Here is a 17,770-nt window from a genome sequence, read left to right on the forward strand (position 1 = left end):
CCCGAACACAGAAGTTAAGCCTCTCTGGGCCGATGGTACTGCATGGGAAGCTATGTGGGAGAGTAGGTCGCCGCAGGGAATTTAATTGAAAAGCCCCGCTGAGAAATCAGCGGGGCTTTTCGCGTTCAGAACTAGGCTTCTATTTATCCTTTATTTTTGATCACGCCCTGCCATATATGATGGTCATTTCTGTCAGCCTCTCCTTAACCTCTTCCGTCACATCCTCTGGCGCAAGGCGCCATTGTCAGTTCCCCCAAGCTCTTTCCTGGTCGTTCATACGGGCATCCTGACCTAATCCACGAAGGTCTTGTAGCTGTGTTGTCGCGGTCTTTCCTGTCCGCATCATCGCCCTACGAATCATCTTTCAATTCACCGCTTTGGTAACCCTGTGTCCCCTGCTCGAACTTGCACTGCTCGACCTCCTTTCCTAGTTCCTTTAATAACTGCGTAAACTTACTCGGGAACGGGTACGCACGGGGTGCGGCCACTGCGACAGCGGCTTTCCGGAAAAGTGTCTGCGCAGCGCTATGAACCTGCCGTACTCCTCAAACTACCAGTCATTGGAGTCACAGAAGATCCGGTACGGCTCGCAAAAGTCTGTCCGATTCTGAAAGTGGAGATTTTCTGCAAAGCGGAAAGGCTGTTGTAGGGAGAATCGCTTGTGACGGGGGCGGTGGGGTTGAGGGGAAGCACCTGCCAATAATTCTGCCTGGTCTCCTTAAGAAAATCGGCGAAAGCATAGGCTGCGGGGCCGAGGTCGCCAATCCCGAACGGGGAGGGGAGGCTGGTTATGTGGCAGAGTACCCCGCTTGCGCGATTTTCCATTGAAATCCTCCTCCCCATTGTCGAATAATATTAGCGGACGCTTACTTGCCATGGCGAAGGCCTTTGTCGAGGGCGTCCCGCTGTAGGTGGGCAAGGGGCATTGCAATGAGAGTCCAGATTGGTACTATTAGCGTGCTTTAAAATACGAAAATGAAACCCACGGAACATGAGGAGAAGAGATGAAAACAACCGTACTTGCAGCGCTGCTGTTAGCCGGAGGGCTGGCGGGATGTGCCACAAAAAGTTATGTTGGTCAGCAGCTTGAGCCGATTTCCTGCAGAGTCGACCTTCTCGAAAACAGGGAGAAGAACCTTGAAGCCCGCACGGCCGCTGCAGAGGCGCGCCTCACTCGTGTTGAAGCGCAGCTCAACGCACTGCAGAGCCAGATAACAGCCCTGCCGAAAACATTAGACCTCAGTCCTGCGGACCGCGCCTTACTCACCGGCAGCACTGACCAGGCGCGTCGTGCTGCCGAGAGTGCCGACCGAGCAGATGCTGCCGCGCGGGGAGCAGCCGCGTCGGCACAGGCCGCAGAAACTGCCGCCAAACGAGCGACCAAGGCCTTCGAATTGGGTCAGCGCAAATAGTAGGAGAAGGAGCTGCGCAGGTTAATCTGCGCGGGCTTCCGATTGTCCATCCCATGAAATGCGTTCGGCTATTGCTCAATCTGGTAACGGCGATACTCATCATGGAACTGCCGGTTACTGAGTCCTTCGCTGCACCTGCGGACCAGGTCATCAGCTCATCCAAGATAGGCAGCCTCCGAAGTTATCGGGTGCGGGGAGCGGAGTCACTGGTGGAAGTCGCCAGGAGGTTCGACCTCGGTTTTAACAGTCTCATCGCAGCAAACCCGGGGGTCGACCCCTGGGTGCCCGGAAGCGGAACCCGCGTCACCCTGCCGACTGCCAGGATTTTGCCCACCGTGCAGCAGCGCCCGGTAATCCTCGTCAATATCCCCGAGTTTCGCCTGTATTACGTTCCCCGTTCCAAACGTGCTCCCGTGCGAACCTTCCCCCTGGGTATCGGCGAGCAGGGACGTACTACCCCCACCGGTGATTACACCGTAATCGAGAAGATAGTTCATCCGGTGTGGCATGTGCCGCCGTCTATACAGGCGGAGCAGCGCTACCGGCGTGCTGTCGTGCCACCCGGCCCGGAAAACCCGCTGGGCAGCCACGCTTTGCGCCTGTCTCGCAACGACCTGATGATCCACGGCACCAACCGCCCCCACGGCATCGGCAGAAGAACCAGTCACGGTTGTCTGCGGCTGTATCCCGAAGACATCGTCACCCTGTTCAAGCTGGTGTCTCGCGGCACCCGGGTCCGCATCGTCGACGAACCCGTGAAGGCTAGCAAGGCAGGGAACCGGATTCTACTGGAGGCGCATCCGCCGGTGACGGGGACGATTTCGGTGGGAGAAACCTTACGGCTGCTGGCCCGGAAACGGCTGCTGACCCGGGTGGACTTTGCCAAGGTGGTGCGGGTGATCGAGGAGAGAAGGGGAATCCCGGTGGACATCACCCTCACGCTGCCAAGCGCACCGGGAAGAGGAAACTGAGAACGTTGACGGTTTGTGTCGTAGCTGGGAGTGTGCAGGAACAACCTACCCGACATCGGGGACCCTGCGGGAGGCGGCATGAAAGGGATCGTCGTCAGGCTTATGGCTGGTGAAGGAATCGTTCGAACTACCGAGGGAACCTGCTACCGGCTCAGCCCGGTGGTCTGGAGGAGAGGGGGCGAGCCGGATGTTGGAGACACCGTCAGGTTCACGGTCATCGGTGGTGCGGTTGCAGAGCTTCGGGTGCCGCTCGTAGCAGCACGCCGGGGTCAATTGAGGCGCCTGTTGGTACAGGTGGAGACCAGGCTGCCAACCATGATCTACGGCTGCTATGCCACGGCTTTTCTCTACGGGATCACCATGGTGATGGGGGTGATTGCAGCCTACAGCTATCGGGACAGCGGCAGCGAGCCCTGGCTAGAGAGTCATTATACCTACCAGATCAGGTTGTTCTGGAAGACCCTCCCCCTGTTTTTGGCTGCGGTGCCGCTTACCTTTTACTATCGCACAGGGACAGCCATCGTGCTGCTCACCTACCTCTGGGTGATTCTCAAGAGCCTCAAAGGGTGGCGCTGCCTCGTCGAACGGAGACCGGTCAGCTGAGACGTCCTACTGGACCGGTTTCTTCGCGGGTTTAAGCGGGGTCTGCTTCCAGAAGATACCAAGTACCTCGCGCTCCTTCGGCTCGAGCTTGGCCCCTTTTTTCTCCATTTCCTGCTGAATTTTTGTCATGTTCTTACCGGAGAGGAAGGCGGCACTGATACGGTCTTCAGTATGGCAGGAAACACATTTCTTGCTGATGACCTCGTGAGCCTGTTTGAACTCGCCACCGGTTACGGCTCCGAGTTTAGAGCCACTCGTTTTAGCCGGGGTTTCCCATAAGGCCCAGGCAGAGCTGAGGGAAAGTAAGGTCACTGCGATGGTTAACGCTATGCTTCTTCTCATTGCGACTCCTTGGTAAACAGTGGTAGCTGATTCCCGTTATCTATACCAGACTTTTTGCTGGTTGTCTTCTGTCTGAGCCGATTTACGAATACTGCATTTGACAAAGACAAAGTGTGAAATATCATTAGTTATGCCTGTGTAATGTCACGCGCTGCCAGCGCTGGAGCTACCTATGCTATCCAAGGGAACTGCGAGAATTCAGATGCTGGGAGCGCTGCGCCTGCTCCGGATGCAACGGGGCCTTGCCACCACGGTGGAGGTTGCCATTCCCCCCTGTGGATTTGCCGCCAGCGTGCTGGCTCGCGATCTGGGGCTGCCCCTGGAAAGCATCGAGGCGGTGCTGGTCAACCACGAAGGGTTCCGTCTGGACCACTGCATCAAAAGCGGAGACCGGGTTGCCTTTGTTCCCAAAGAACATCCGGCCGAAACCGTTGCACAATGGGTAACGGGTTCCGTGTAACTGTTTCTGGCCTCCCTGTCTCACCTTCAGATGACCTTTGTCTTTTCTCACAAATCATCCCTCTGACAAAAGAGTCAGCCATTCGTTCGCCTGGTATCGGCTCTGCTGAGAGTGGCTCGACTCCAGGCTCTTTGCAGCTTCTGTCAATGCATTTGGCAGGTATGATAAACTGCAAGGGTGGCAGATGAACACCCGTTACCGGCACAGGGAAACCAGATGACCCAGTCACCCCCCAAATCCGTCGCAGCCTTGGAGGCAGAACTTGCCGAGGCAAGTCTTGCCGGCCGCAGCGCACGTCGCCAGATCGCGCTGCTGAGCTCCATCGTCAGTGTCCTCAGGGAGACAGCCAACTGTCAGACCGAGGAGGAGATGGCCCAGGTCTGTCTGAGGGTGGCCGAGGATCTCACCGGTAGCGCCTACGGCTTCATCGGGGAGCTGAACGAACAGGGGCTTTTCGACACCACACTGGTAAGCGAGCGGGGCTGGGCGGCCTGTCGCATGCCTACGGCAGAAGCGGTCCGGCTTCTCAAAAGCATGCCGAACCGCGGCATCAACCGGATCGGCCTGCAGGCGAACCGATCCTGGATCGTGAACGACGTGGGGCGCGATCCCAACTCCGTGCCGCGACCAACGGGCCACCCGGAACTCAGCTCGTTTCTCGGAGTCCCCCTCAGCTACGCCGGCGGCAGCATCGGGATGATCGGGCTCGCCAACAAGCCGTCCGGTTACAGCAGCGCCGACCGCGAAGAAGTGGAGGCTCTGGCGGCCGCCTTCATCGAGTCGCTGAACCGGCGCCGCGCCGAAAAAAGAGTGGCAGAGCTCAACGCTGAACTGAGTAGCCAGGTGCGCCAAGTGGAGGCGGCCAACAAGGAACTCGAAAATTTCAGCTACTCGATGTCCCACGATCTCAGAGCGCCGGTCAGGCACCTGAACGCCTACCTGGAACTTCTGGGCAAGCAGGACCTCTCGGTGCTGGATCACAAGAGCCACCACTACCTCGAGGTAATCCGGGATGCGGCAGAAAACATGGCCCTGCTGGTAGATGGCCTGCTATCATTCCTGCACCTGGGGAGGGTGGAGCTCAAGGGCGCGCGGGTAGACCTGGGCGAACTGGTCAACGAGGTGATCCTGGAAATGGCCGGGCATCCCGACGCGGGACGGGTCGACTGGCAGATCGCCCCGCTACCGGAGGTCTGGGGAGACCGGGAGATGCTGCGCACGGTTTTCCAAAACCTGGTGGCCAACGCGCTGAAATTCAGCCGGGATCGCCAGGAGATCGAGATAGAGATCGGCACGGGAAGCGGCAACCTCAGCGAGTTGGTGTTTTTCGTGAGAGACAACGGGGTCGGGTTCGACATGCGCTACCAGCACAAGCTGTTCGGGCTCTTCCAGCGTCTGCACTCCAACGAGGAGTTCAAGGGGACCGGCGTCGGTCTCGCCAGTGTGCAGCGGATCATTCAGCGGCACGGCGGGCGGGTCTGGGCCTCGTCGGTGTTGGGGGAGGGGGCCACCCTCTGGTTCTCGCTCCCCAGGCAAGAGGAGATCGTACCATGAAACTGAAACGAATCCTGTTGGTGGAGGACAACGCCAACGATGCAGAACTGACCCTGGAGGCACTTTCCGAGCACAATTTGGCAAACGAGGTGGACCGGGTCACCGATGGTGCCGAGGCGCTCGACTACCTGTTCCAGCGTGGTGCCTATGCCGCGCGTGAGGACGGCAACCTCGCGGTGATTCTTCTGGATCTGAAACTGCCCAAGGTGGACGGCCTCGAGGTGCTGCGCATCATCAAGTCGGACGACAGGCTCAAGTACCTCCCCGTGGTGGTGCTGACCTCGTCCCGAGAAGAAAGCGACCTGGTGGAGAGCTACCGTCTCGGCGTCAACGCTTACGTGGTAAAACCGGTCAACTTCTCCGAATTCATCAACGCCGTCCGTGAGGTGGGTGCTTTTTGGGCAATCGTCAACGAACCTCCGCCGGCCAAAGGTGTCGCGAAATGAGCAGGAGCCTGCGCATCCTCCATCTGGAAGACGACCCGATGGACGCCGAACTGGTGCAGATGACCCTGGTATCCGAAGGGGTTGAGTGCGAGGTCCAGGTGGTGTCACGACGCGAGGAGTTCCAGGTGGCCATCGAGCGCGGCGGGATCGACCTGATCCTTGCCGATTTCGCGCTCCCCAGCTTTGACGGGATGAGCGCCCTGGGCATGGTGCGTGCCCAGCATCCGGACCTCCCCTTTGTCTTCGTCTCCGGGAAACTGGGGGAGGAAGCGGCCATCGAGTCGCTGAAGAGCGGCGCCACCGACTACGTGCTGAAAAGCCGCCTGTCACGTCTGGTTCCGGCGGTGCAGCGCGCCCTGACCGAGGCCAAGGAACATGCAAAACAGCGCAGGACCGAACAGGCGCTGGAGCGGGCCTACGCCGAGATCGAGAAGCGGGCCGAAGATTACCGTAACCTCTTCAACAGCATCCGTGACGTCATCGTGGTGGCAGACCAGGGGCGCCGGATCCTGCACGTGAACCAGCCAGCCCTGCGGGACACCTTCGGCTACGAGGTGGAGGAGGTGGTCGATCGCAACGCGGGGATCCTGTACGCGGACGAGCAGGAGTTCGAGAGCCTGGGGCGCGAGGTCTTCGACGTCGCCGGGTCGGAAGGGAAGCTTATGGAGGTGAAGTTCAAGCGCAAAAGCGGCGAGGTCTTCAACGGCGAGATCTATGCCCTGAAGCGCCTGGACCGCTTCGGGGTCCCCACTGGCAACATCGGGGTGTGCCGGGACATCAGCGAACGCAAGAGGGCTGCTGCGGCCTTGAGGGAGAGCGAGATGCGGCACTACCAGCTGCAGCTCGAGCTGCACTACGCCGCCGAGATCCAGGCCAAGCTCTTGCCGCGCAGTTACCCGAACATCCCGGGTTTCGAGGTGGTTGCCCGCTGCCTGCCGGCCAAGCAGGTGGGAGGCGATTTCTACGACTGGCAGGAGGTCTCTCCGGTCATTTTTAACATCACCTTGGGCGATGTCATGGGGAAGGGGATGGCCGCCGCCATGCTGATGGCCACCGCCCGCGCTGCGCTGCATGCCGTCACCCTGTACAACAGCCCGGGGCAGGCCCTGCACCTGGCCGAGGCGTCGCTGCTCCCCGACCTGGAAAACTCGGAAAGCTTCGTGACCCTGTTCCACGGCCAGCTGGATGCGAGCCGACGGACCCTCAGCTTTGTCGATTGCGGTCACGGCTATGTCTTCGTGCGCCGGGCGGACGGTAGCGTGGAAACCCTCTCGCCGCGTGGCTTGCCGGTTGGTGTGCAAAGTGGCCAGGTGTACCAGGAGGGGACGGTCCAGTTCGAGAAGGGGGACGTCCTGGTGCTCTTCAGCGACGGACTCATCGATGCGAACCCGCAGCTTGAGCTCACCAACAAGATCCTCGCGAGAAACCTGGCGGGGCTTCAGAGTGCTCAGGACATGGTGGACCGTCTGGTGGGACTTACCGGGATGCCGGATCCCCAGCCCGACGACATCACGGTGGTCGTGCTGCGTTGCCTAGCCTGAAGCCGAGCTTTTCACCAGCACCCCAGTTCCCGAAACTGCCGTAACAGCTCATCCCCTTCGGGCGTGGCGAAGAAGCTGCGCACCCGTAGCGCCGCCGGGCCTCCTGCCTTGCCGTTTCCTTCGAGGATTTCTCCCAACGTCCGGTAGCTTCCGGACAGTTCCCGTACCGATGCCGGGCCGACTCCGGGGATCCCCAGCGCCTGCAGAAGGCGAAAAGGCTGGGGACGCCTGGCCCGTGCCAACGCAGCGACGACGGATTTGGCCGAGCGCGCAGCGAAGCCCGGGACCCCCGCAAGGTGCTTTTCCTGGAGCCGGAACAGGGAGGGAAGGTCGGCTACCAGCCCGGCCTCCACCAACTGCTGCAGCCGCCCGGAGCCCAGCCCTGCGATTCCTAACCCGGTTTTCCGGGAGGTAAAGTAGCGGGCCCTGGCGAGGAACTGCTCGCGACAGCCGGGAGCATCACGGTAGCAGGCGGTCGGGGTCAGCGCCGTGGAGATCTGGGCCGTGTCAGCTAGGCGGGGCCCCTTTGCTACCACGGCACGGACTTCGGGAATCACATCCCCCACCAGGACGATTTCCACCCGGTCACCGACACGAACCCCCAGCTTTTCCAGCGTACCCGGGGTATGCAGCGAGACCCGCTTTACCTCCAACCCGCCCAGCGACATCGGGGCGACCCGAAGCACCGGAGTCTGCCGCCCGGAGCGCCCCGTCTGCCACTCGATAGCCACCACCTGCGAGATCGTACTGGGGGGCGGGAACTTCCAGGCGGCGGCCCAGTTGGGAGTCCTGGTTCCGACACCGAGCCGGTCACGCAACGCCAGGTCGTCCAGTTTCACCACGATCCCGTCCGCTGCAAAGGGGAGCCGCTCCCGCCCCTCGAGGTACTCGCGGTACAGGGCGGTCACGTCACCGAGGCTCCCCGCGCTGCGGCTGAATGCGCGGTGCACCGGAAAGCCCCACCCCGCCAGTAGCTCCAGGGCCTGCCGGTCGGAACCCAATCTCAGGTCCGGCTCGGTCTGTACCAGCTCGAACGGGAAGAGGCGCAGTGCGCCCACCTGGTCGGGGGTGACCCACTTCGCTTTCAGGATCGCCGCCGCGAAGTGGCGCGGCGTCGCGTAGGCGCCACTGTTCCGTTCATCCAGTGCCGCATATCGGGCGCGTTCGGCGTACACCTCACCACGTACCACGACCAGCCGGGGAGCTGCACCGTTGAGGTGCAACGGGATCCCGGGAATCTGGCGCACCCTTCCGGTTACCTCCGCGCCAAACCTGCCATCCCCGCGGGTTGCCGCCGATACCAGCTGCCCCGCGCGGTAGGTGAGCTCGACCGGCAGACCGTCGACCTTGGGCTGAACCAGCACCCAAGGGACTGCTTCGGTCGCGACTATACGTCCCCAGAGTTCTTCGACGGCCTGCGGGCCCGTCGCCGCGTTGAGGCTCAGCATGGGGTGGGGGTGCGCGATGAGTTCGGAGCCGGCGGCAAGGTCCGAGCCGACCGAGTTGTTTAGGGACCGGCCCTCGGCGAGGCGAGGAAAACAGGCTTCCCCGCGCCGCAACTCGGCAACAAGCGCGTCGTACTCGCCGTCGCTCAGTTCCGGATCGAGCGCCTGGTAGTAGAGCTCGTCGTGGTGCTTGACCGCGCTGCGCAGCCGGTGCAGTTCGGCTTCGGCAGCCGGGGGCGGGACCTTGGGACAGGCGGCCTCTTCCGCGCAGGCGGTGGTGAACGTCAGAGAACCGGCCAGGAGCAGCAAGCAGACTCGGCGGGACATGGTCCACCTCCCGGAGCGAAAGGCCGCCCGAAGGCTGGCGGCCGGACACGTTGAGCCAGGTATTCGGGTGAGCTAGGTGCTGCTGGAGGATAGCAGGCGGGGCTCCCGATCAAGGAGCATCGGCTCTCGATCGGGAGTCAAGGAAGGGGAAAAGGGTTATTCCCCGATGATCTTGATCAGGACACGTTTCCTGCGCATGCCGTCAAACTCTCCGTAAAAGACCTGTTCCCAGGGGCCAAGGTCGAGTTTTCCGTTGGTTACGGCCACCACGACCTCGCGTCCCATGATGGTCCGCTTCAGATGAGCGTCGCCGTTGTCCTCGCCGGTGTTGTTGTGGCGGTAGTGCGAGTAGGGCTTCTCCGGGGCGAGCCCCTCCAGCCACTGTTCGAAATCATGGTGCAGCCCCGACTCGTCGTCGTTCACAAAAACGCTCGCCGTGATGTGCATCGCGTTGCAGAGTAAAAGCCCCTCCCGGATGCCGCTTTCGGTGACCGCCTGCTGCAGCTCGCCGGTGATGTTCACGAACCCGCGCCGCTTCTTGATCTCGAACCACAGTTCCTTACGGTGCTGCCGCATCGCTCTCCCTCCTGTCTACCATTTGAAGATTATCCGCACGCGTCCGCACAAAACCGGCATCGAGGAGTGCCGGCGCCAGCTGCCAGCGCTCTCGCGAGTGCAGCAAGACCAGGAACACCCGGATGTTGTCGCGTTCCGCTACGGCCACCAGGCACTGGCCGGCATTGGGCGTCGTCCCGGTCTTGACCCCGCGGGCTCCCGGATAGCGGCCGATCAGGCGATTCACGTTGTGGAAGCCGATGCTCCGTTTGCCGGTCACCGTGCGGATGCACAGGCTTCGCTGCGTCACCAGTTCGGCAAAGGCCGGGATGTGCAGCGCGCGCTCCGTGAGGATTACCAGATCTCGGGCCGTGGTGTAAAGTCCCTTGTGGTCGTGTCCACAGACGTTGCTGAACTGGGTGTCGCGAAGCCCCAGGGTCTGGGCACGCTCGTTCATGAGTTGCACGAAGGCCGGCTGGCTTCCGGCGACATGGTCGGCGAGGGCTCGGGTGGCGTCGTTGGCCGAGGCGATCAGCGAGGCGGCCAGCAGGTCGCGCACCCTGAATCGTTCGCCGCGGCGCAACCCGACCCTGCTTCCCGTTTCTCCGGCCGCGGCGCGGCTCACCGTCACCACGTCGTCCAGTCGGGCGCGCTCCAGGACGATGAGCGCGGTCATGATCTTGGTGAGGCTGGCCGGCGGACGGCGCGTGTCGGCATCCTGTTCGCGGAAGGTTTTTCCGTTGACCAGCACCAGGTAGGAGGTGCCGCTTCCAGCCTTTCCGTGGCCCCGGTGCCTCTTGGCTGCTGCCGCACTCGGGTGGACCAGACACAGGGTGAGGACGAGGATAAATATGATTGGTGAGAAAATTTTCATCAGGCAAGTTATAGCATCGATTACCCCGCCTGCAATCGTTCCGGTCGGGTTGCTTTGGGATTTACAAACGGCAGAGGCATGCGGTATCTTGAAACCCTTTTACTGCACTTTTGCGAGGTTCCCTTGGCAACGACGATCCGGATACTCCCCGAAAACCTGACGAACAAGATCGCGGCCGGCGAGGTGGTGGAACGCCCTGCCTCGGTGGCCAAGGAGCTGGTGGAAAACGCCCTCGACGCCGGCTCGCGCGAAGTGGTGGTGGAGATCGAGTCCGGCGGCAGAAAGCTCATCAAGATCACCGATTCCGGCTGCGGCATGTCCAAGGAGGACGCCCTTCTAGCCCTGGAGCGTCACGCCACCAGCAAGATCGCCTGCGACGCCGATCTCTTCTCGCTGTCCACCCTCGGTTTTCGCGGCGAGGCGCTCCCCTCCATCGCGTCGGTCTCGCGTCTCACCATCTCGACGCGTCCCGGCGATTCCGTCGAGGGGACCGAGATCTACGCCGAAGGGGGGCGCATCAAGGAGGTGAAGAGCTGCGGCATGGCAGCCGGTACCGTGATCTCGGTGCGCAACCTCTTTTTCAACACCCCGGCCCGGCTCAAGTTCATGAAGAGTGCCGAGACGGAAGGGGCGCACGTAGGTGAGCTGCTCACCCGGCTTGCCATTTCCCGCCCTGACGTGCGCTTTACCTATGTCAACGACGGGCGCACCGTGTTCCGTGCCCTCGACGCCAACCTCAAGGAACGGGTGGCGACCCTGCTCGGGCGCCCCATCGCGGCTTCGCTCTACCCGGTGAATTACCAGGATCCGGCCGGGCTCCAGGTGACCGGGCTGGTGGCGGCGCCGGAGTGCAGCCGCAGCGCGTCGAGTCACCTCTATACCTACATAAACGGCCGTTTCATAAGGGATAAGGTGGTGCACCACGCCATCTTGCAGGCCTATCGCAACTTCCTGGAACGCGGCCGCTACCCGGTGGTCGCCGTGTTCATCGACATCCCGCCCGGCGAGGTGGACGTCAACGTGCATCCGACCAAGCACGAGGTCCGCTTCCGGGAGCAGGGGCGGGTTCACGACGCGATCCAGGAGGCGGTGGAAAAGGTGCTGCGCGAGACCCCCTGGCTCAAGAGGGACCAGCAGCGTGCCGCTGCACCGGCAGCACGCCCGGCCCCCCCCGTCTCCAGCACGCCGGTCTCGGCCGCTGCGGCGCAACGGTTCGGGGCAGCTGATGAGGTCCCGGTTCCCGGCGCAGCTTCGGCCGATGCGGCTGGCTGCGCCGGCACGGCTGCTGTTTCGCCGGCGAGCGCGACCCGGGTTGCCGAGGTGCGCGAGCTCTTGGTCGATTTCAAGCCGCGCCCCCAGCCGCCTTTGCGCTCCTTCTTCCAGGCTCCGGCCGAAGCTTCCCGCGCCACACTGGAGCGCGAGGCTGTGCCTTCCCCTGCCACTGTGGCTCAGAGGGCACCGGAACTCTCTGCGGTTCCCAGCACGGTAACGCCGGCGATCGAGGTCCAGTCCGAGGAGCCGGGGTACTTCTCCTCGCTGTCGGTGATCGGGCAGTTCAACGCCTCGTACATCCTCTGCCAGCAGGGTACGGATCTCGTGCTCATCGACCAGCACGCGGCCCACGAGAGGGTGGCCTTCGAAAGACTGAAGTCCGAGTTCGCGGGGCAGCAGGTGGACAGCCAGGGGCTCCTCTTCCCGGAAACCCTGGAACTCTCCTTCAAGGAGGCGGCCGCCCTCAGCGAGAATCTGGACGAGATGACGCGCCTTGGGTTCCTACTGGAGGAATTCGGCGGCAACACCTGGCTCCTGAAGGGGGTGCCGCAGCTTTTGGCGGGGACCGAGTACCTGCGCACCATCCGCGACATCCTCGAGGAGCTCTCCAGCCTGGGGAGAAGCCGCACCTTCTCCGACGTTCAGGAGGACATCCTGGCGCGGATCGCCTGCCACAGCGTGGTGAGGGGGAGGCGCACCCTGAGCCCGCAGGAGATCGCGGCGCTCTTTGCCCAGATGGACCGCACCGACTTTTCCAGCAACTGTCCCCACGGCCGGCCGGTCATGCAGCGGCTAACCCTGGGCGAGATTGAGAAGATGTTCAAGCGGATCTAGGCAGACCATGGCTGAGGAGAAGATCAAACTGCTGGTGCTGGCCGGTCCCACCGGGTCCGGAAAGAGCGCCCTGGCGCTGCGGCTTGCCGAGTCGATCGGCGCCGAGATCGTCAACGCGGACTCGATGCAGATCTACCGCGGGCTCGACATCGGTACCGCCAAGCCGTCGGCCGAGGAACTCGCCCGGGTGCCGCACCACCTGGTGAGCTTCGTCTCCCCCGAGGTGAACTTCAGCGCCTCCGATTTCAGGCGCGAGGCCGCGGCGGTCATCGAGGAGATCCACCGGCGCGGCCGGAAGGTGATCGTGGTCGGCGGCACGGGACTGTACATCAGGGCACTCCTCGAGGGGCTGGTGGATTCGCCGGAAGGGGATCCCGAGTTGCGCCGGCAGTTCGAGGGAAGCTCGGGGGCGGAGCTTTTGCAAAAGCTGGCTGAGGTGGACCCGGAGACCGCGGCGCGCCTGCACCAAAACGACCGGGTGCGCATCGTCCGGGCACTGGAGGTCTTCGCCCAGACCGGCCGCCCCATTTCGGCCTTCCGCTCCGAGCACGGTTTTGCCGAGCGGCACTACGAGGCATTGAAGATGGCCATCCGGGTCGAGCGCGAGGAACTCTACCGGCGCCTCAACCAGCGGGTGGACCAGATGCTGCGCGACGGGCTGGTTGCCGAGGTGGCCGGGCTTGTGGCGGCAGGTTATTCGCGGGAGCTCAAGGCATTGCGTTCGATCGGCTACAAAGAGATCGCTGCACATCTGGCAGGGGAACTGGCACTGGATGAGGCTGTCGAACTCATCAAGCGGGACACCAGGCGTTATGCCAAGCGGCAAATGACCTGGTTTAGTAGGGAAAATGATATTTATTGGCTTGAATATCCTGAAAGTTTTGCTACTATCCAGGAACATGTGATTGAATTTTTTGGGTAAAGGAGCGGAATCATGCCGAAAACGCCTTTTAACATCCAGGACCAGTACCTCAATCAGTCCCGCAAGGAGCGGGTGAAGGTCTTGGTTCAGCTTATGTCCGGGGAGAAACTTGAAGGACATATCAAGTCGTTCGACAACTTCTCCGTCCTGATGGAAGTCCACGGTGACATCCTGATCTATAAGCACGCAATCTGCAGCATTACCTCCGTGGACGGTGTGTTCCGCCTCCACCAGTAGTTTTAAACACAGCTTTGCAGGGTTGAGTGTCTTCAGGCTGTCTGGCACACAAATTATGAAACACGCAACCATGTCGCCTCCCCTCACAGCCGGTCCTGCTCGGACCGGCTGCCTTTCTTTCCACCTCAAGCGCGGACCCCACTTCTGTAGATCTGGTAGCTCCCCGAATAAGGCTGGACTGAACGCCGTTTTTCCTGGCGAACTCCCACCGGACTGCGGGATGGTGCGCCTGGAAGGAGCAAAGGGGCGAGGTGTGTGCAATCTCGGGGCGTCGGGACTGCGCCGGGAATCAAGGGAGATCGTCTGATGGCAGGACTTATCATAGAAAGTGTCATGCCGGGAAGTATCGCCGAGGAAATGGAGATCGAGCCGGGAGACCGTCTGATCTCGGTGAACGGCAACCTGTTGCGGGACGTCATTGACTACAACTACTTCACCTCGGAGGATCTCCTGATCCTCGAGGTGGAAAAGCCGGACGGCGAGCTGTGGGAACTCGAAGTCGAGCGGGACGAGGGGGAGCCCCTGGGACTTACCTTCCCCGCGCCGGCGCCGGCACGCTGCGGCAACAAGTGCGTGTTCTGCTTCGTGCACCAGCTCCCCAAGGGGTTGCGCAAGCCGCTCTACGTGAAGGATGAAGACTACCGGCTCTCCTTTCTCTACGGCAACTACGTGACCCTCGCCAACATCAAGAAAGGGGACCTGGCGCGGATCAAGGAGCAGCGGCTTTCGCCCCTCTACATTTCGGTACACGCCACCGATCCCGAGGTCCGCGAGGAGCTGCTCGTCAAAAAGGGGATCCTCCCCATCCTCGAGGTGATGCGGGAACTTGCCGAGGCGCGCATCGTCATGCACACCCAGGTGGTCCTCTGCCCGGGGCTTAACGACGGTGCCATCTTCGCACGTACCGTCGAGGACCTGGCCGCCATGTACCCGGCGGTCGCCTCGCTGGCCGTGGTCCCGGTCGGGCTCACGGGGCATCGCGCCAAACTGCCAACCCTGCGTCCAGTGGACCGGGAGTTCGCCGAGGGGTTTGTCGCAGAGTGGGAGGTGAAGGCCCAGGACCTGGCCAAAAAGCTGGGTGAGCCTTTCCTCTTCCTGGCCGACGAGTTCTACCTGAAGGCCCGTCGCCCCTTCCCTCCGCTGGAGAGTTACGGCGACCTGCCGCAGATCGAAAACGGTGTCGGGATGATCCCGTTGTTTCTCTCCCAGGCCGAGGAGGTACTCCAGGATGCGGAGCACCTGGGGCAGGGGAGGGTGACGGTAGTGACGGGAGAATCTCCCTACCGCTACCTGGCCGCCTTCCTGGATCGCCTCTCCGAGACCACGGGCATCAGTGCCCTGCCGGTTGCGGTGCGTAACCGTCTCTTCGGCGGTGGCGTTACGGTAACCGGACTGGTTTCCGGGCGGGATATCCTGGAGGCGCTACAGGGAGTGGAGTTGGGCGAGGAGGTTTTGGTGCCTGACGTGATGATCAAGGAAGGGGAGGGGATGTTCCTCGACGACATCACGGTGGAGGACCTGGAGCGCGACCTGGGAAAACCGGTCCGGGTGGTGGAATCGACCCCCTACGGCATCTACCTCGCGCTGGAAGAGATCTTCGGCAGGTAGCCAGGAAGGAAATGGATACGAATGAGGAGCGGGCAGGTCGGCCGCTCCTCTTTTTCGTGCGGAGCGGAAATGAGAAAGGCCCTTCCCCAAATTGGGAAAGGGCCTTTCTGCGGGTAACGTCCCGGTTAGGCAACCTTTAGGCGCAGCCTGCGCTGGTGCGAGGCCAGCGAGTCGATGGTCTCGAAGTTGAGGACCTTCTCTGCGGTGTGCTTGATGAGGTCGATCTTCTCGTGATCCTCTGCAGTGATCTTCGAGACGTGCTCTCTCAAGGTGGTGAAGACTTCGGCGGTGGTCCGTTCAACCTTGATGTAGGGGATGTTACTGTCGTCGAGGATCTTCTGGCTGATGGCGGAAACCGCCTGGTGCCCCGGGATCACGAGGCCCGCGAGCTTCTTGCGGTAAGCCGGGATGTTGTAGAGCGCCGAGGCGGTCACGATCAACTCGTCGCGCGAACTCGTGGTGATGAGCAGCGTGGAGTCCTGCAGCGTGTCGATGACCCTCTGCGAAGAGGCTGCGCCCAACTGGATGTTGTGGATGATCCTGCTGCGGGCGTGCTGGTCGCCGTGCAAGGGGAGTTTCAACAGGTTGGAAAGGTCGGCCAGCGTCGGGTTGGCCAGCGTGCGCGAGTAATCGAAGGCGCCCGCGACCAGTTGTGAGCGGCCCGCAAAGAACTTGTCCAGGTACCCCAGGGTCTCCTGGCGCAGTTCCGGGATGAGCTTGTTCACCAGGACCATCTTCACGTCGGCCCCTTCCTGCTTGAACAGGGGAAGGTTCAACTGTACCGCGTCGATGACGCTTCCCACGCCGCCGCTGGCGACCATGATGACGGGGGCGTTCAGCGCCTTGGCGATCTGGGCGTTGTTGATGCCGATCACCGAGCCGACCCCGCCATGCCCGGACCCCTCGATGATCAAGAAGTCGTTCCTGGCCTCCAGTTCGCGGCAGGCCCGGATGATGTTCTCCAGGGGAGCCGACTGCGGGATCTCTCCGGCAAGGAATTTCTTGGTATAGCCCCGGCCGATGACCACCGGGGACATCAGCGCACGGTCGTCCTCCAGGCCGTAGATCGAGGCGATCAGGGCGGCATCCATGTCCATCTCGACGCCGTCCAGCATGAAGAGCTTCGGCCCTATCGGTTTGATGAAACCGACCCTGGCATACTTCTTCTTCGCCAGATGCATAAGCGAAAGACTGATTGTAGTCTTACCGCAGTGCTGACCGGTTGCTGCGATGAAAATTTTCTTACAGACCATGTTGAGTCCCGTTACGTTCCAGACACTTGACTGCGTATGACCGAAGTATACCCAGTTGTCACAAAGCGGGCAAGGATGTATACGGTGAGCGGGCTTTGCCTGAAGGATTCTGCCGAGATAGCAGCCGCGACGGGGCCTGTTAGAGAACCGTTACCTCTCGTATTTATACGGTTGACGCTATCACCAGATAGGGCTATAATCCGCCGGTCCAAACGACCGTTTATTGTCATCAAAAAAGCTTGGCAGCACACTACTATAGAATGAAAAGGAGTGTTCACCGTGAAAAAACTCGTCGGTCTGTTTTCCTGCCTCTTGCTGATTGCCTGCGCCGTTTCGGCCTTTGCTGCTGACGGTTCCTTCAAACGGGTCAAAGCCGAGAAGGTGCTCACCATCGGCCTCGATGACGCCTTCCCGCCCATGGGCTACCGCACCGACAAGGGCGAACTGGTCGGCTTCGACATCGATGCAGCCGAGGAAGTCGGCAAGCGTCTGGGCATCAAGATCAAGTGGCAGCCGACCGCGTGGGACGGTGTCATCCACTCCCTCAACTCCAAGAAATTCGACTGCATCTGGAACGGCATGACCATCACCGACGAGCGCAAGAAAGAGGTCGCCTTCACCAAGCCGTACAAGATGGACGGCCAGGTTGCCGTAGTCCGCTTCGGCGAGAAGCAGTTCAAGAAGCTGGCTGATCTGAAAGCCGCCAAGATCGGCGTGCAGAAGGGCTCCTCCGCTGTCGAGGCGGTCAAGAAATTGCCGGCAGCTCCGGTTGAGGTGCGCGAGTACGAGGACAACCCGAAGGCGCTGCTCGACCTCGAGTCCAAGCGCATCGACGCCGTGGTCATCGACGACGCAACCGGCCGCGACTTCATCGCCAAGCGCCCCGGCAAGTTCATGATCCTCCCGGGCAACATCACCAAGGAGCCGTTCGGGGTCGCCTTCCGCAAGGACGACGTGGAACTGCGCCAGGCCGTGCAGAAGCAGCTCGACGCCATGGTGAAGGACGGGACCATGGGCAAGATCTCCAAGAAGTGGTTCGGCGAGGACATCACCAACCCGAAGAAGTGGAAGTAATCTGAAGCCCATCCGCTTCCCCCTCCCGGAACGGGAGGGG

Annotated in this window: 18 protein-coding genes and 1 rRNA gene; 13 read left to right on the forward strand and 6 right to left on the reverse strand. The window is 61.7% G+C overall.

The genetic code is table 11. From position 1 onward, the window contains the following. A 5S ribosomal RNA gene (gene rrf, locus H7688_RS21770) occupies positions 1-79 on the forward strand; the annotation flags it as partial. 446 nt (positions 80-525) lie between these two features. Here rrf and H7688_RS23005 read toward each other — a convergent pair. After that, positions 526-843 (reverse strand): 4-alpha-glucanotransferase, encoded by a 318-nt coding sequence (locus tag H7688_RS23005; protein WP_308470317.1) that lies wholly within the window; start codon positions 841-843, stop codon positions 526-528. Between the two features lie 161 nt (positions 844-1,004). On the opposite strand from H7688_RS23005, the gene H7688_RS21780 reads away from it, so the two are divergent. From H7688_RS21780 to H7688_RS21790, 3 genes are all read left to right on the forward strand, one after another. After that, positions 1,005-1,412: a hypothetical protein gene (locus H7688_RS21780; protein WP_183363363.1), complete on the forward strand. Its 408-nt coding sequence runs from the start codon at positions 1,005-1,007 to the stop codon at positions 1,410-1,412. Between the two features lie 71 nt (positions 1,413-1,483). Further along, on the forward strand, positions 1,484-2,383 hold the full coding sequence (locus H7688_RS21785) for a L,D-transpeptidase family protein (RefSeq protein WP_183363364.1): 900 nt from the start codon (positions 1,484-1,486) through the stop codon (positions 2,381-2,383). Between the two features lie 78 nt (positions 2,384-2,461). Continuing rightward, entirely contained in the window at positions 2,462-2,986 is a 525-nt protein-coding gene (locus tag H7688_RS21790; RefSeq protein ID WP_183363365.1) for a DUF4870 family protein, read from the forward strand. 6 nt (positions 2,987-2,992) lie between these two features. Here the strand turns inward: H7688_RS21790 and H7688_RS22845 are convergent, their stop codons facing one another. Beyond that, the gene (locus tag H7688_RS22845; RefSeq protein ID WP_281379526.1) at positions 2,993-3,115 is read right to left on the reverse strand and encodes a hypothetical protein; all 123 of its coding nucleotides are present in this window, start codon (positions 3,113-3,115) and stop codon (positions 2,993-2,995) included. Positions 3,116-3,500: 385 nt separating this feature from the next. Between H7688_RS22845 and H7688_RS21800 the strand changes: the two genes are divergently transcribed. The 4 genes from H7688_RS21800 (at position 3,501) to H7688_RS21815 (ending at position 7,329) form a co-directional block, all read left to right on the forward strand. Beyond that, positions 3,501-3,788: a ubiquitin family protein gene (locus H7688_RS21800; protein WP_183363367.1), complete on the forward strand. Its 288-nt coding sequence runs from the start codon at positions 3,501-3,503 to the stop codon at positions 3,786-3,788. 216 nt (positions 3,789-4,004) lie between these two features. Next, positions 4,005-5,342, forward strand: a complete 1,338-nt coding sequence (locus H7688_RS21805) for a sensor histidine kinase (protein ID WP_183363368.1) — start codon at positions 4,005-4,007, stop codon at positions 5,340-5,342. Further along, positions 5,339-5,788 carry a response regulator gene (locus tag H7688_RS21810; RefSeq protein ID WP_183363369.1) on the forward strand — a complete coding sequence of 150 codons (450 nt, stop codon included), beginning with the start codon at positions 5,339-5,341 and terminating at the stop codon, positions 5,786-5,788. The genes H7688_RS21805 and H7688_RS21810 overlap by 4 nt, the downstream gene beginning before the upstream one ends. Then, complete coding sequence (locus H7688_RS21815) at positions 5,785-7,329, forward strand: SpoIIE family protein phosphatase (protein ID WP_183363370.1); 1,545 nt, start codon at positions 5,785-5,787, stop codon at positions 7,327-7,329. Before H7688_RS21810 ends, H7688_RS21815 begins: the two co-directional genes overlap by 4 nt. An 11-nt stretch (positions 7,330-7,340) precedes the next feature. Here the strand turns inward: H7688_RS21815 and H7688_RS21820 are convergent, their stop codons facing one another. From H7688_RS21820 to H7688_RS21830, 3 genes are all read right to left on the reverse strand, one after another. Beyond that, positions 7,341-9,101 carry a DNA ligase LigA-related protein gene (locus H7688_RS21820; protein WP_183363371.1) on the reverse strand — a complete coding sequence of 587 codons (1,761 nt, stop codon included), beginning with the start codon at positions 9,099-9,101 and terminating at the stop codon, positions 7,341-7,343. Positions 9,102-9,257: 156 nt separating this feature from the next. Then, positions 9,258-9,677, reverse strand: a complete 420-nt coding sequence (locus tag H7688_RS21825; RefSeq protein ID WP_183363372.1) for a secondary thiamine-phosphate synthase enzyme YjbQ — start codon at positions 9,675-9,677, stop codon at positions 9,258-9,260. Further along, complete coding sequence (locus H7688_RS21830) at positions 9,661-10,530, reverse strand: D-alanyl-D-alanine carboxypeptidase family protein (RefSeq protein WP_183363373.1); 870 nt, start codon at positions 10,528-10,530, stop codon at positions 9,661-9,663. The genes H7688_RS21825 and H7688_RS21830 overlap by 17 nt, the downstream gene beginning before the upstream one ends. A 123-nt stretch (positions 10,531-10,653) precedes the next feature. Between H7688_RS21830 and mutL the strand changes: the two genes are divergently transcribed. The 4 genes from mutL (at position 10,654) to H7688_RS21850 (ending at position 15,403) form a co-directional block, all read left to right on the forward strand. After that, the gene (mutL, locus tag H7688_RS21835) at positions 10,654-12,636 is read left to right on the forward strand and encodes a DNA mismatch repair endonuclease MutL (protein ID WP_183363374.1); all 1,983 of its coding nucleotides are present in this window, start codon (positions 10,654-10,656) and stop codon (positions 12,634-12,636) included. A gap of 7 nt (positions 12,637-12,643) precedes the next feature. Beyond that, positions 12,644-13,558 (forward strand): tRNA (adenosine(37)-N6)-dimethylallyltransferase MiaA, encoded by a 915-nt coding sequence (miaA, locus tag H7688_RS21840; RefSeq protein ID WP_183363375.1) that lies wholly within the window; start codon positions 12,644-12,646, stop codon positions 13,556-13,558. Between the two features lie 12 nt (positions 13,559-13,570). Beyond that, complete coding sequence (hfq, locus tag H7688_RS21845; RefSeq protein ID WP_012529414.1) at positions 13,571-13,795, forward strand: RNA chaperone Hfq; 225 nt, start codon at positions 13,571-13,573, stop codon at positions 13,793-13,795. 306 nt (positions 13,796-14,101) lie between these two features. Beyond that, positions 14,102-15,403, forward strand: a complete 1,302-nt coding sequence (locus tag H7688_RS21850) for a DUF512 domain-containing protein (RefSeq protein WP_183363376.1) — start codon at positions 14,102-14,104, stop codon at positions 15,401-15,403. A gap of 125 nt (positions 15,404-15,528) precedes the next feature. Here H7688_RS21850 and H7688_RS21855 read toward each other — a convergent pair whose 3' ends face one another. Further along, positions 15,529-16,656, reverse strand: a complete 1,128-nt coding sequence (locus tag H7688_RS21855) for an AAA family ATPase (RefSeq protein WP_183363377.1) — start codon at positions 16,654-16,656, stop codon at positions 15,529-15,531. Positions 16,657-16,935: 279 nt separating this feature from the next. Between H7688_RS21855 and H7688_RS21860 the strand changes: the two genes are divergently transcribed. Beyond that, positions 16,936-17,730, forward strand: a complete 795-nt coding sequence (locus H7688_RS21860) for an amino acid ABC transporter substrate-binding protein (protein WP_183363378.1) — start codon at positions 16,936-16,938, stop codon at positions 17,728-17,730. The last annotated feature ends 40 nt before the right edge of the window (positions 17,731-17,770 follow it).

This window comes from Geomonas limicola (assembly GCF_014193675.1).
Classification (GTDB): Bacteria; Desulfobacterota; Desulfuromonadia; order Geobacterales; family Geobacteraceae; genus Geomonas; species Geomonas limicola.